Annotated in this window: 12 protein-coding genes; 7 read left to right on the forward strand and 5 right to left on the reverse strand. The window is 58.9% G+C overall.

Annotation, left to right across the window (positions count from 1 at the left end):
• Window positions 1–3: 3 nt before the first annotated feature.
• Both ACWUI2_RS19630 and ACWUI2_RS19635 read left to right on the forward strand, forming a co-directional pair.
• The gene (locus ACWUI2_RS19630) at window positions 4–1,410 is read left to right on the forward strand and encodes a sigma-54-dependent transcriptional regulator (protein WP_486984540.1); all 1,407 of its coding nucleotides are present in this window, start codon (window positions 4–6) and stop codon (window positions 1,408–1,410) included.
• Window positions 1,411–1,728: 318 nt separating this feature from the next.
• Window positions 1,729–2,598, forward strand: coding sequence for a PstS family phosphate ABC transporter substrate-binding protein (locus tag ACWUI2_RS19635; protein ID WP_486984541.1), 870 nt, complete (start codon window positions 1,729–1,731; stop codon window positions 2,596–2,598).
• 721 nt (window positions 2,599–3,319) lie between these two features.
• On the opposite strand, the gene ppk1 is transcribed toward ACWUI2_RS19635, so the two are convergent.
• From ppk1 to ACWUI2_RS19660, 5 genes are all read right to left on the reverse strand, one after another.
• The gene (ppk1, locus tag ACWUI2_RS19640) at window positions 3,320–5,431 is read right to left on the reverse strand and encodes a polyphosphate kinase 1 (protein ID WP_486984542.1); all 2,112 of its coding nucleotides are present in this window, start codon (window positions 5,429–5,431) and stop codon (window positions 3,320–3,322) included.
• 47 nt (window positions 5,432–5,478) lie between these two features.
• A complete protein-coding gene (locus ACWUI2_RS19645; protein WP_486984543.1) occupies window positions 5,479–6,522 on the reverse strand; it encodes an SAM-dependent methyltransferase in 1,044 nt (347 codons plus the stop codon).
• Window positions 6,510–7,265 carry a Nif3-like dinuclear metal center hexameric protein gene (locus ACWUI2_RS19650; protein ID WP_486984544.1) on the reverse strand — a complete coding sequence of 252 codons (756 nt, stop codon included), beginning with the start codon at window positions 7,263–7,265 and terminating at the stop codon, window positions 6,510–6,512. Before ACWUI2_RS19650 ends, ACWUI2_RS19645 begins: the two co-directional genes overlap by 13 nt.
• 30 nt (window positions 7,266–7,295) lie before the next feature.
• Window positions 7,296–8,177, reverse strand: a complete 882-nt coding sequence (locus ACWUI2_RS19655) for an alpha/beta fold hydrolase (protein WP_486984545.1) — start codon at window positions 8,175–8,177, stop codon at window positions 7,296–7,298.
• Between the two features lie 713 nt (window positions 8,178–8,890).
• The gene (locus tag ACWUI2_RS19660) at window positions 8,891–9,112 is read right to left on the reverse strand and encodes a hypothetical protein (protein ID WP_486984546.1); all 222 of its coding nucleotides are present in this window, start codon (window positions 9,110–9,112) and stop codon (window positions 8,891–8,893) included.
• A gap of 377 nt (window positions 9,113–9,489) precedes the next feature.
• Here ACWUI2_RS19660 and ACWUI2_RS19665 point away from each other — a divergent pair, with 377 nt between their 5' ends.
• From ACWUI2_RS19665 to ACWUI2_RS19685, 5 genes are all read left to right on the forward strand, one after another.
• Window positions 9,490–9,939, forward strand: coding sequence for a DUF5069 domain-containing protein (locus tag ACWUI2_RS19665; protein ID WP_486984547.1), 450 nt, complete (start codon window positions 9,490–9,492; stop codon window positions 9,937–9,939).
• 52 nt (window positions 9,940–9,991) lie between these two features.
• Window positions 9,992–11,785, forward strand: a complete 1,794-nt coding sequence (gene aspS / locus ACWUI2_RS19670) for an aspartate--tRNA ligase (RefSeq protein ID WP_486984548.1) — start codon at window positions 9,992–9,994, stop codon at window positions 11,783–11,785.
• Between the two features lie 16 nt (window positions 11,786–11,801).
• Window positions 11,802–12,245 (forward strand): YraN family protein, encoded by a 444-nt coding sequence (locus tag ACWUI2_RS19675; protein ID WP_486984549.1) that lies wholly within the window; start codon window positions 11,802–11,804, stop codon window positions 12,243–12,245.
• Window positions 12,246–12,325: 80 nt separating this feature from the next.
• Window positions 12,326–13,273 carry a cysteine synthase A gene (gene cysK, locus ACWUI2_RS19680; RefSeq protein ID WP_486984550.1) on the forward strand — a complete coding sequence of 316 codons (948 nt, stop codon included), beginning with the start codon at window positions 12,326–12,328 and terminating at the stop codon, window positions 13,271–13,273.
• 139 nt (window positions 13,274–13,412) lie between these two features.
• Window positions 13,413–14,360, forward strand: coding sequence for a PAC2 family protein (locus ACWUI2_RS19685; protein WP_486984551.1), 948 nt, complete (start codon window positions 13,413–13,415; stop codon window positions 14,358–14,360).
• Window positions 14,361–14,377: the final 17 nt, after the last annotated feature.

A 14,377-nucleotide genomic window follows, 5' to 3' on the forward strand; every position in this document is an offset into this window, starting at 1 on the left:
GCAATGTCCGCTTCGGTTCTGATAGTCGATGATGAAAAACATACTCGCGAGGGCCTCCAGCAGGCGCTCGAAGAGGACTACGACGTTTACCTGGCCAGCGACGCCGACGAAGCCTTCAATTTGATGGAGATGGAAGAGTTCGACGTCGTGCTGACCGATCTGCGGATGGCCGGAAAATCAGGCATGAAAGTCATCGACAAGGCGATCTCGCTTCCCCGCCAGCCGATCTGCATCATGATGACCGCCTACGGCAATGTGGAAACGGCGGTCGAGGCGATGAAGCGGGGTGCGTTCGACTTCCTGACCAAACCGGTCAATTTGGAGAAACTCGAACTCCTCATCCGGCGCGCCCTCCGCTCCCGTTCGCTCGAAGTCGAAAATAAAGAGCTCCATCAAAGGCTCGACCAAAAGTTCAGCTTCTCCGGGATCGTCGGCAACTCGCCCGCTCTCCAGGAAGTGATCGGCAAAGTCGAACGGGTCGCGCCATCGAAAGCGACCATCTTGATCGAAGGGGAAACCGGAACCGGCAAGGAGTTGATCGCCCAAGCCGTTCACCAAAACAGCCCGCGGGCGAAGAATCCCTTTGTGGCGGTCAATTGCGCCGCGCTTGCCCCGACCCTGCTCGAAAGCGAGTTGTTCGGTCATGAAAAAGGGGCTTTCACCGGTGCCGCCGACCGACGGATCGGCCGATTCGAGGCGGCGGATGGAGGGACGTTGTTCCTCGATGAAATCGGGGAAATCGACGCCTCGACGCAAGTGAAACTCCTCCGTTTTCTCGAGCAACGGACGTTCGAGCGACTCGGCAGCCTCAAGCCGATCAGCGTCGACATCCGCCTTGTCGCCGCGACCAATCGGAACTTGGAGGAAATGGTCCGCAAAGGGACTTTCCGGGAAGATTTGTTTTACCGCCTGAACGTCGTCCGCCTGGCGATGCCGCCGTTGCGGGAACGTCAGGAAGATATTCCGGTTTTATTGAACCATTTTATCACGGAATTCAGCCGCGAGAACGGCATGCCGGCGGTGACAATCGAACCGGGGGCGATGAAGCGCTTACTTGCCTATCGGTGGCCGGGCAACATCCGGGAACTCCGTAATTTCGCGGAGAACGTGGTCATCATGCAACGGGGCAACCGGATTACCGAATTCGATCTCGATCCGAAATTCACCCGGGCGCCTGAACCGCCTTTGCTCGAGCCAACCAGCTCAAAAGGAGAGGGGGGCGACCGGCCCTGGCCCGTGGTCGGGGAGGCGGGATGGTCGGTGGAAGAGAATGAAAAACGGCTCCTGCGCAACGCCCTGCTGGAAGCCCGCGGAAACCGCACCCGAGCCGCCGAATTGCTCGGGGTCAGTCGCCGGACCCTCCATCGCAAACTTTTGCAATGGCCCGATCTCGATGTGATCGATCGGTGATGGAGCCGGAGGCCACTTTCCTTTCCCTTGAACGAAGGATTTAGCGGCGAGAAGGCCCAAAAGGCGCAAGATAGGCCCTTAAGCGGAAGGGGCCGTTTCACCCACCTGGCGACCGGTTATAAGCGGCCTCTCATGAGCTATCCTATACTTTTTGCGTATTTTGCGCCTTTTTGCGGCTATTCCAACTGAAACAACCGGACGAATCGTGGGTCTAAGCCAAGCAAGTCATGCGGCGCGGGGCCGGTTCTTTCCTCAATTGGGTTGCGTTTTTTTTCATTTCGGCCTCTTGTCATCGGTTTATTTTAAGTGAGATATCCAATGAAGTTCTTTTACGCCTTTCTTTCATCGCTCCTCATCGGCGGCGTCGCCCATGCTGAAATCCGCGTTGGCGGGTCCGATCTGCTCGCATCTCATTTCGGTCCGGCCTTGGCCGAGTACGCCGAGTCGCGCGGGCTGGATGTGAAAGCCGATTTCATCGGCAGTCATCCCGGAATGGAAGGCCTCCGGAATGGCAAACTTCATCTCGCCATCCTGGCCATTCCGGACGGCGCCGCGCTTCCGGAGGGAGAGTTGCGGACCCATTACATCGGATCCAAAGTCCTCGCGGTGGTGGTGCCGGAGTCGAATCCGTTAAGCGAAGTGACCTTGCGCCAACTCGGGGGCGTTTTCGGTGAATCGGATGCGACCAACATCACTCGGTGGGGACAGCTCGGTTTGTCCGGCGAATGGTCTTCCCGTTCCATTTTAGTCAATTCCGTCTCCGCCGCCGAGCACACGTTGGCCCGCGATCTATTTCGCCACACCGTGCTGCAGTCGCGCAACATGCGGCGCAACCTTGCGGAATCAAACGACATTGAAGGGATTCGCCGTCGCTTCCAGCAGGATCCCAACGGCATCGCCTTACTGCACCAGGTTCCGGCGGACCGGAGTGGTCTGAAAATCCTGTCGGTCGCCCGGGGCCAGGACGATCTGGCCTATCCGCCGACTCGCGAAGCGGTCGCGAATAATAATTATCCGTTGCGGCTCCCGCTCTATCTCGTCTTCTCCGGAGGGAACGCGACCCAGTTGAAGGAATTGCTTCGTTTTATCGCCAGCGAAGAAGCGGCCGAAGCCCTCCAGGCCGATGGCCTGATGCCGATGCCCGCGGTCGACCGCCAAAGCCTTTATTTTGAGTTCGAACGGCTGTAAAGACTCCGGCGGGTGCCGTTGCCGGAACCGATTTGGCCCTGAAACGGATACGCTTCGCCATCTTCGCTTCGTTACGTCTGGCTGCTCCCTCGTAGTCGGGTTGGCTTCGCCGCCCGACACAGTGCTCGGGAGCCGTGCGACAGTGTTTTTGCCTGTCGATGACGGGCGGCTGAACCTTTCCGACAATGGCCGAACCGACCGGAGACGGGGCGGCAAAGCCAACCCCGCTACATCTGGAAGTCATCGGTCCGTGACACGGTCACGCTTCGCCATCTTCGCTTCGTGACGACCGGCTGCTCCCTCGTAGTCGGGTTGGCTTTGCCGCCCGACACAGTGCTCGGGAGCCGTGCGACAGTGTTTTTGCCTGTCGATGACGGGCGGCTGAACCTTTCCGACAATGGCCGAACCGACCGGAGACGGGGCGGCAAAGCCAACCCCGCTACATCGGGAAGTCATCGGTCCGTGACACGGTCACGCTTCGCCTTCTTCGCTTCGTTACGTCTGGCCGCTCCTCGTAGTCGGGTTGGCTTTGCCGCCCGACACAGTGCTCGGGAGCCGTGCGACAGTGTTTTTGCATGTCGATGACGGGCGGCTGAACCCTTCCGACAATGGTCGAACCGACCGGAGGCGGGGCGGCAAAGCCAACCCCGCTACATCGGGACGTGTCAGCGGGCGGTGACACGGAGACCCTTCGCCATCTTCGCTTGGTTACGCCCGGCTGTCACTCTGTCCCTTTGGGCGGCATTGTCCGTGACAGCAGATGTTGCTGGGCGGAAAACGCTTCTTCGCCTTCCTGGCGGCGGACCGGCACGTAGGCACCGGTCGCTTTCAGTTCTTTCGCCTGGACGTTGTCGCGGAGATAGGCGTCGAGGATGCCGCGGACTTCGTCGCGTTGGGCGGGGTCGGAAATCGGGAAGACGACTTCGATCCGGCGGAAGAAGTTGCGGGGCATCCAATCCGAGCTGCCCGCTAAGATGACCGGTTCGCCGCCGTCGTTTTCGAAGTAGTAGATCCGGCTGTGTTCGAGGAATCGGCCGACGACGCTGCGGACCCGGATGTTTTCGCTCAGGTTGCGGATGCCCGGGACGAGGCAGCAGGTGGACCGCATGATCAAATCGATCCGGACTCCGGCTTGGGAGGCTTCGTAAAGATTGTCGATTGTCGTCTGGTCGACGAGGCTGTTGAGCTTGGCGATGATCCGGGCCGGTTTTCCCTCGCGGGCGTTTTCCGCTTCCCGGAGAATCATCTCCTGCAAACGCGAGTGGAGTTTGAACGGGGCCACGAGGAGGCGCTTGAACTCCGGCTCGAGTCCGAATCCGGTCAAGGTGTTGAAGAGTTGGGCGACTTCGCTCGTGATATCCTCGCAGGCGGTGAAGAAGCTGAGGTCGGTGTAGGAACGGGCCGTTTGCGGATTGTAATTGCCGGTGCCGAGGTGGACGTAACGGCGGAGGCCGGATCCTTCGCGGCGGACCACCAGGCTGCACTTGCAATGGATTTTCAGGCCGACCAATCCGTAAACCACATGGACGCCGGCCTCCTCCAGTTGTTTGGCCCAATGAATGTTGTTGGCCTCGTCGAACCGGGCTTTCAACTCGACCAACGCGGTCACCTGCTTCCCGTTGCGGGAGGCCTCGATCAAGGCTTGGACGATCGGCGAATCGCCGCTGGTGCGGTAAAGGGTCTGTTTGATGGCGAAGACCGTCGGATCGCGGGCCGCCTGTTGGATGAACTCCACCACCGGGACGAATGAGTCGAACGGATGGTGCAGGAGGATGTCGCCGTCGGCGATCGCTTTGAAGATGCTTTGGCCGGCGCCGAGGGGAAGGCGTTGGACCGGCTGCAACGGGGGGTATTTCAGATCGGGCCGGTCGATTGAATCGTAGATGCTCATCAGGCGCATCAGATTGATCGGACCGTCGATCCGGAAGACGTATTCGCTGGGCAACTCGATGTAGGAAAGGAGTCGGTTGAGGTCGGACTCGTCGACCCCGGTCTCGATTTCCAAACGGACCGCCGCTCCTTTTTGCCGGTGCTTCAGTTCTTCTTCGATCTGTTGGAGGAAATTCTCCGCCTCTTCCTCGTCGATGTAGAGATCGCTGTTGCGGGTGATCCGGAAGGCCTGGGCGGAGTGGATGTGATAACCGGGAAAGAGGTGACCGGCGGAGAGTTTGATGATGTCGCTCAGGAACACATAGCGGAGGTCTTTTTGATTGCCGGTTTCGATCCTGACCAGCCGGGGAAGGATGCGGGGCACCGGCAGGATCGCCATCAGCGGATCGATCTCCGGTTTCTCGGGGAGATCGAGCGTGACCAATACGTTCAAGGTCTTGTTGACGATCTGGGGAAAGGGATGGGCCGGATCGACCGCGAGGGGCGTCAGCACCGGATAGACCTGCTCTTTGAAATATTGTTTGATCCAGGAAAGGTCGGTCTTGGTCAGTTGGTCGACCGTCAGAAAAGCGACTCCGTTTTCCTTCAATTCGGGAATGACTTTGTTCTGGAAACAATGATACTGGTAATCGACCAACGCGTTCACCACATCATGGATACGGCGCAATTGTTCCTTGGCTCCCAAGCCGTCGACGCCGACCTGAACCACGCCGGACTCCACCTGTTGGATGAGGCCGGCGACTCGGATCTCAAAGAACTCGTCGAGATTGGAACTGGCGATCGAGAGGAATTTCAACCGTTCGATCAACGGGTTTTCCGCGGCGACGGCCTGTTCAAGGACTCGGCGGTTGAACGCGAGCCAGCTCAATTCCCGGTTGAAATAGGCGTGTTTGCCGCCATGTTTCACCCGCGGAATTTTTTCGAATTTGGCTGTCCGTGGCATCGATTGGTCTTATTGAATGCCCATCCAAGCACGTTTCGACGTGGATTTCAAAGCGGATGCGGCGCGAATTCGATTTTCGCCACGGCGTGGAGCACTTGGAATTTCTGGCCCATGTTTCCGGGATGGAGGAGTTGCTGCAACGTCTGGCGGCGGGGATCGAAGGTGCCGGGGCGGTCCGAGATGATCGTGCGGATCGCGTCGGTCGAGTGTTTCACGAAAAAGGCTTCCTGGCTTTCGACCGCGACTGGCTTGAAACCCCGTTTCCGCAACGGTTCCTCCAGCCAATCCCAGCAAACGTGACAGGTCAGGTCCTGGTCGCCCGGTTGGGCCAAAAGGTCGTTCGACTGCTGGTGACGGTGATAGGCGCGGGCCGTTCCCTGGGGAGTCGCTTCGATTAATTCCCGCCAGCTTTTTCCATAGTCGAAAGCCACGAACAATCCTCGCCACGGCGAAGCGTCGAGAATCCGATTGAGGAGGACGGTGGCGGCCAGCGGGAGGTCAAGGCGGTAGCCGGCGGGGGCATCGGCCGGGAGGCGCGCGGCGACCGCGGTCACTTCGGGGGAGAGGGACGGAAGGATCGCTTCGACCGGACCGCTCTTCCAATCGACCCCGATTTCCCGCCAGGCGCCATTTCCGAAAACGAGCCGGTGGAACGGTTGGGCGTCGAAGAGTTCGTTGGAAAACACCACCGATTGCTCGGGAATCGAATCGAACGATTCGCCGAGGCGGAGTTGGAGGGAGGCTTTGAAAGGATGCTCGGGAGCCGGGGAGAGAACGCCGCCGCCCGGTTCGGCCCCGATTTCGACGAAAGTGAAATCGCCGGCTGGACGGGGGCCGAGCAGTTTGACGCAGGCCGCGATCACGAGGTTGGCGAAGACTCCGCCGGTCGAGGTCGCGGTGAAAAAGTCGGTGGAACGGCCGAACCCGACCCGTTCGCGGTCGCGCCGGTAGTAACCGCCCTCCGGATGGTAAAGGGCGAGTTCCATGAAAGTGGCAAACGGAATCGGACCGCCTCGGGCGGCGACCGCTTCCTGGATGGCCCGCGATACGGGGGAGTCGGGCGTCGCCGCGGGGTCGTTCAGAGCGGACATTCCGTTTCGATGAACTCCCAGGGAATACCGAACTTCTCGCTCACTTCCCGGGCAAGGGCGGAGACTCCGTAGGTTTCGGTCCGGTAATGGCCGCACATGAAAAGATTGAGGCCGTTTTCCTGGGCGATGTTGAAGGCGCTCTGTTTGACTTCGCCGGTGATCAAGGTGTCGATTCCGGCGGCTTTCAGGTGGGGAACCGCGCTGTGGCCGCTGCCGGTCAGGATTCCGATGCGACCGGGCTTCGCGCTGCCGAATTCCACCGCGACGAAGGTTTCGGGAAAGGCGTCGCGCAACCGTTTCTTCAGCTCTTCGCGCGAGTAGGGGGAGGCGGCGATCACGCCGATGTCGTTGCCCTCGTAGGGTAAAAACGAATCGACCGGATCAAGGCCGATGTCGCGGGCGAGCAGGACGTTGTTGCCGATCTCCGGGTGCATGTCGAGGGGGAGATGGGCCCCGTAAACCGCGCAATTGCCCCGCACCAGGGTGTCGACTTTGGCCCGGGCCGGACCGGTGATCGGCACCATCGGGTCCCAGAACATCCCGTGGTGGACGATCAGGAAGTCGATGCCGCGTTCGACCGCCAGTTGAAACGGCCGGAGGCCCGCGTCGACGGCGGCGCCGAGTCGGGTCACTTGGCCGTCGTTTTCGAACTGGAGTCCATTGTGGGCGCCGGGGAAATCGGTGACGTTGCGGAGGTTGGTGCGGGTGTCGCAAAAAGCGACGATGTCGGATAATTGTGCCATGGATACGGAAAAATCGGAATTTCGGATACCTTAGTCCCGCCGACGGACGAATGAAAACCTTTTTCGGAAAAAGCCGCCGACGGACCGGCGGGCGGCTTTCCGTCCGGGCTGTTTCGTTTGCGAACCCCGGCGGGCATCGGCTTCGAAGTAGGGGAGAATAACCTGGCTGAGTTCGACCGGATGGGAATAGTTGAGGGCGTGGCCCCCTCCGGGAATCATCTGAAGTTCGCCATGCCGGAGCAAACGGACCACTTCGCTGGCCCAACGTTCGTTGACGACCGCGTCGTGTTCGCCTCGGATCACCAGGACCGGGGCTTCGATCCGGGGGAGGACCTCCTCGACCGCGTGGGTGATGCAATTTCGGGTGGTGGCTAGAATGGTATGCAAACCGGCCTTGCGGTATTCGCCTCGATTCAGTTGGCCGAGAGTGTCGTCCTCGTAACGGGAGGTCAGCATCAACCGCCATGCCTGGGCCGCGAGGGTCCGGTGTTCCGGGTCGGTGGTCGGCCCGACAAGGACCAATCGCCGGACTCGTTCCGGATGGCGTGCTCCGAATTCGGCCAGCGTTTGGCAACCGTAGGAGTTGCCCACCATGTAGGCCGAACGAAGGCCGACCCGGTCCATGAACTCGGCGACGACGTCTGCCATTTGCTCCGGTCCCCAGACGACCGGCGGCTGGAAGCTCCGTCCGTAGCCCGGCAGATCCGGAGCGAAGAACCGGCAGCGCGGGGCCAATTCGTGGGCGAGCGGAACCATGAAAATGCTCGAAATCACGAACCCATGGATCATCACCACCGGCGGTGCGTCCGACGGCGGCGGGTGCCGGTTGGTCCGGTAATGCATCGCCCCCCCGGAGACATCGGTCCACCTGCTGGCCACCCGGTGGGACTTGATCTTTTCTTCAAGCCTCATCTTCCGTCAAACGGTAAAACCGAAGCTCGTCCGCCGCAACGACCTCGGCTCATTTCCTCCGCAGCGACGAAGCCCCGCATTTACTGGGGCCGACCCGGAAGGGTCGGTTGTTACCCGGTCTAAGATCCCCCCGGATGGCAAACCAATACTCATTTTGTCCCAATCGCATCTCCCCGGCCTTCTTTTCCCTTCGCTCCCTTCTGTGAAACCGGAGAGTTCTTTTCGAGCCAGGAAGTAATGGAAGGGGAGTGGAGACAAAATCATGGGTGGCAAAATCATTTTTTTCAGTCCACCGTCTCTTGTTCAGCAATGATTCTGTCACTAATGATTTTGTCCCAATCGCGTTTCCCCGATCACTTCTTTCCCTTTCGCTCCCTTCTGTGAAACCGGAGATTTCTTTTCGAGCCAGGAAGTAATGTATGGGGAGTGGAGACAAAATCATGGGTGGCAAAATCATTTTCTCCAGTCCACCGCCTCTTGTTCAGCAATGATTCTGTCACTAATGATTTTGTCCCAATCGCGTTTCCCCGATCACTTCTTTCCCTTTCGCTCCCTTCTGTGAAACCGGAGAGTTCGTTCAAGCCAGGAAGTAATGTATGGGGAGTGGAGACAAAATCATGGGTGGCAAAATTATTTTCTCCAGTCCACCGCCTCTTGTTCAGCAATGATTTTGTCACTAATGATTTTGTCTCAATCGCGTTTCCCCGATCACTTCATTCCCTTTCGCTCCCTTCTGTGAAACCGGAGACTTCTTTTCGAGCCAGGAAGTAATGGAAGGGGAGTGGAGACAAAATCATGGGTGGTAAAATCATTTTTTTCAGTCCACCGCCTTCTTGTTGAGCAATGATTCTGTCATTAATGATTTTGTCCCAATCGCGTTTCTCCGGCCTTCTTTTCCCTTCGCTCCCTTCTGTGAAACCGGAGAGTTCGTTCAAGCCAGGAAGTAATGGAAGACAAAATCATGGGTGGCAAAATCATTTTTTCAGTCCACCGCCTTCTTGTTGAGCAATGATTCTGTCATTAATGATTTTGTCCCAATCCGTTTCTCCGGCCTTCTTTTCCCTTCGCTCCCTTCTGTGAAACCGGAGAGTTCGTTCAAGCCAGGAAGTAATGGAAGACAAAATCATGGGTGGCAAAATCATTTTTTTCAGTCCACCGCCTCTTGTTCAGCAATGATTCTGTCACTAATGATTTTGTCCCAATCCCCCATCTCCGCTGGCGTCTGGAAAGGAGGCGGACCAAACTTCGCGGGAAATTGTTTTGAAAACCGGGGCGGTTCCCGACACGGTGTTCTCTTTTTACGCGAAACATCATGGAAACGATCAAAGTAGGCCCGACCGGCGAGACGCTTCTCGATCTCCCTTCTCCTTACCTGGCACACCCGTGCGGTTTGCTCCATTTGCCGCGCTTCATCGCCAAAATCCGGAAGCATCTCAAGGGCGAGTTGCCGAAATCCTACCAGCGGAATTTCACCAAGGGGTTTGACGGTTTCCTTTGTCTCCATCTCGGGATCGAGCCGCAGGATGTGATCGAAATCGTCCGGACCAGCCAAAGCGACGAGGAAGTCGACGAGCGGTTGATGAAGATTTTCCCCGAAGATCTGAAGGTCCACGTCTGGAACCGGCGGGTCGCCCAAGCCGGGATGAGCGAGATGGGACGCGAGAAATTGGTCGAAGTGAAGGCGCAAATGGGGGTTGCCGACCGCGACGATCTGGTTTCCTTCGCCGACATGATCGACTACGACGAGGAACGGATCGATTGACCTCCGGTTTCCTCACCAAATTTATCCAGCAGCAGCACCGACAGACAGATACATGAAACGCACGCATCATTGCAGCCAGCTCGACGCCTCGGATGAGGGAAAAAGCGTCCATCTCATGGGATGGGTCGAATCCCTCCGCGACCACGGCGGAATCGTTTTCATCGACCTCCGCGACCGCGAGGGGATCACTCAGCTCGTGTTCAACCCGACTGACGACCAAGCCCTCGCGGAACGGGCGGGCGGTTTGAAGACCGAATCGGTGATTGGAGTTTCCGGCGTCGTGCGGCTCCGTCCGGCGGAAACCGTCAACACCAAGTTGGCGACCGGCAAAATCGAGGTGCACGCCACCGCGCTCGACGTCCATAATGTCTCCGAAACTCCGCCGTTTCCGATCGACGACGCCCAAGGCGATCGGGTGCAAGAGGATCTGCGGTTGACCTACCGTTACCTCGACCTCCGCCGTCCCCGGATGCGGCGGATCATGCGGCTGCGTCACACCGCCTCCCAAGCCGCCCGGGCTTATCTCAACGACGCCGGTTTCATGGAGGTCGAGACTCCGACTCTCTTCAAAAGCACCCCGGAAGGAGCCCGCGAATACCTGGTGCCGAGCCGCCTCAACCCGGGCGAATTTTACGCGCTGCCGCAATCGCCCCAGCAGTTCAAACAGATGCTGATGGTGGCCGGGATCGAGCGGTACTATCAGTTCGCCCGCTGTTTCCGCGACGAAGACCTGCGGGCCGACCGTCAGCCGGAGTTTACCCAGATCGACTTGGAAATGTCGTTTGTCGACCGCGAGGATGTTTACGCGATCATGGAAGGACTCATTTCCCGGATCTGGAAGGAAACCGTCGGCGTCGACCTGCCGACACCGTTCCCCCGGATGCAGTATCACGACGCGATGAACCGCTACGGTGTCGACAAACCGGATACGCGTTTTGCGATGGAGCTGGTCGATGTCGCACCGATTTTCCAGGGGACCGAATTCAAGGTGTTCAAGTCGACCCTCGAATCGGGCGGAAGCTTGAAGGCGTTCAACGCCAAAGGCTTGTCCGATCTGACCCAAGGGGAACTGAACCACCTGACCGAAGTCGCGAAATCGTTCGGGGCGAAGGGACTCGCTTTCATCAAGGTGGAAAACGGCGAATGGAAATCGCCGATCGTGAAGTTCTTCACCGAAGAAGAGAAAACGCAATTGCGGGAGCAGCTCAAGATGGAAGAGGGGGACATCGTCTTCTTCGCCGCCGCCGAATGGAACAGCGCCTGCGCGATCCTTGGACGAATCCGCTTGGAAGCGGCCGAGTTGCTCAAGAAAAAGGGCCGGTTGGAGATCGATCCGAGCCAGTTCAATTTCCTCTGGGTGGTCGAGTTTCCGCTCCTCGTCTATGACGAAGACGAAGGCCGTTACGTGGCCGCCCACCATCCGTTCACCGCGCCGGTGCCGGAAGACCTTCATTTGCTCGACAGCGATCCGAAACAAGTCCGGGGGCAACACTACGACCTCGTTCTCAACGGCGTCGAGCTCAGCGGCGGGAGCATCCGGGTCCATCAACCCGATTTGCAGTTGAAACTCTTCCGCGACATCTTCGACATTCCGGAAGACGTGATCGAAGACCGGTTCGGTTACATGTTGAAAGCGTTCCGTTTTGGGGCTCCGCCGCACGGCGGGATCGCGTTCGGATTCGACCGTATTGTGGCGATTTTGGCCGGGGCGAAGAGCATCCGCGACGTGATCGCCTTCCCGAAGACCCAGAAGGGGCAATGTTTGATGACGCAAAGCCCGACGCCGGTTTCGGCCCGGCAGTTGCGTGATCTGCACATCGAAGTCGACACGGTCGAACCGACCTGACCGGTTTCCGTCCGCGATGAACCTTACCCCGCTCTTCCGGCGCCTCGGCCTGGTCCGTGCTCCCGTGCGTGAAACGGCGAAGCAAAGGACCGGACGACAAGGCGAAGAGGCGGCGGCAACCTATTTGCAGCGGGAGAAAGGATTCCGGATCATCGTCCGAAACTGGCGGCATGACCGTGACGAAATCGATCTCGTCTGCTGGGACGGCGAAGTCCTGGTCTTCGTGGAAGTGAAGACCCGGGCGGCGGGCGCGCTCATGCCCGGCTATTTCGCGGTCGACCGGAAGAAGAAGGAGATTTTGCTCCGGGTGTTCGGTCAATATCTCAAGCGGTTGCGGAAAAAGCCGCGGACGTTCCGGTTCGATATTGTGGAAGTGAACGTGGCGGAGGCAGCCGAACCGGAGATTTTTCATTTTGAGAACATTCCGCTGTTCACCAAAGGATACCATTGGGAAGTGTGATCGTGGACCTGTTCCGTTCGTTTGATTTGCGAAAGGCCGGTGTTGACTAGCGGAGGCCCGGCAGGCACCATTGACGGGCTATGCAAAAAATCTTTCCCAGTATTACCAGCACGATCGGCAACACGCCATTGGTGAAACTCAACCGGATGGCGAAAGGCCTTCCGGCCGAGATTTTCGTGAAGTGCGAATTCTTCAATCCGCTCGCCAGTGTCAAGGACCGGATCGGTCTCGCGATGATCGAAGCCGCCGAGCGCGATGGCTTGATCAAATCGGATACGGTGGTGGTGGAGCCGACCTCCGGAAACACCGGGATCGCGCTCGCCTTCGTTTGCGCCGCGCGGGGTTACCGGTTGGTGTTGACCATGCCGGAAACGATGTCGATGGAGCGCCGCATCCTGTTGCGGATGCTGGGGGCGGAAATTGTTCTGACCCCGGGGGCGGAAGGGATGCCGGGAGCTGTCCGGCGAGCCCAGGAATTGTTGGAGGAACGGGGGGAGAAGGCATTCATGCCCCAGCAATTCGAGAATCCGGCCAATCCGGAAATTCATCGACGCACGACCGCCGAGGAAATTTGGAGCGCTACCGACGGGGGAATCGATGTGTTCGTCGCGGGCGTCGGCACGGGAGGAACGATCACCGGCGTTTCCGAAGTGATCAAGAAGCGTAAAAGCATCACTTCGATCGCGGTCGAACCGGAGGCGAGTCCGGTTATTTCCGGCGGGAAGCCGGGTCCCCATAAGATTCAAGGGATCGGCGCGGGGTTTATTCCGAAGAATTTGAACGTCGATATCCTCGACGACGTGGTGAAGGTCAGCAACGACGACGCGCTGGAAACCGCGCGGCAGTTGGCGTTGACCGACGGCATACTCGGCGGGATCTCGACCGGGGCGAACGTCTGGGCGGCGATGCAGGTGGCTCAACGGCCGGAGATGGCCGGGAAGAAGATCGTGACCATCGGCGCCAGCTTCGGCGAACGTTACCTGAGCACCCTGTTGGCGGAGAAGGCGCGCCAGGAGGTGACGGTCTGAGGTTGTTTTCCGCGTCTTTCGCGAACGGTGCCCCCGATGCCGTCAAACGGTCCGGGGGCATTCCGTTTGCGGGAATCGGAAGGCGGTCCCTGGCGGGAGATCGATTTGACGCGGAACGGGATACCGTAGATCTTTAGCGATGGCGAACGCGCGAAATTTAAAGGCTCCCTGGTTGGTGGCCGCCTGGCCGGGCATGGGTGGAGTCGGTATCAGCGCCGCTTATTATCTGATGGCGAAACTGGGGACCCATTTGCTGTCGGAGTTCCCGGCCCATGATTTTTTCGAGGTGGAAAACGTCGAAGTGAAGAACGGCCTGATCAGCACTGGAAGGTTGCCGAGAAGCCGGCTGTTTCTGTGGAAGGACCCGGAGGAAGTGCATGATTTGGTGGTGTTCATCGGCGAAGCCCAGCCCCCCGCCAAGGGGGATGCGTTTTGCGCCCAGTTGATCGAGCGAGCCCGGGAATTGGGGGTGGAGCGGGTCTTCACTTTCGCGGCCATGGGCACCCAGATGCGTCCGGGAGACGAATCGAGGGTTTTTTCGGCGGCCATCGATCGGGAGACGTTGAAGGAATTTGATCAGCTCGGTTTCGAGATCCTGGAAGAAGGGACGATTAGCGGTTTGAACGGCGTTTTGCTCGGGGTTGCGGCGATGCGGGGGATGAAGGGGGGATGTCTTCTCGGGGAGATTCCCCATCTTTTCCCCCAGTTTCCGTACCCGAAAGCCTCGTTGGCGGTTCTCCAGGCGTTTTGTGCGATCGCCGGTTGCAGCCTCGATTTGGCGGAACTGGAGGAGCAGGCCGAGGAGATCGAGCAGCGGCTGCAGGAGATCATCGACCGGGTGGAGAAGTCGGCCGGACGGCCGGAATCGGATCCCGGGCAAGACCTGCCGCCGGAGGAAGAGCCGGAAAGCGGCGACGAGGGGGACGTGCGGATCGATCCGAAAGACCAGAAGCGGATCGAAGAATTGTTCGAGCAAGCTCGGAAAGACCGGTCGCGGGCCTATGTTCTCAAGCAGGAGTTGGATCGTCTGAAGGTCTTTTCCGATTATGAGGACCGGTTTTTGGATCTGTTCCGGGAGCCCCAGTGAACCGGGTGAAACCGAAG

The sequence above is a fragment of the Verruconatronum alginivorum genome, assembly GCF_056590205.1.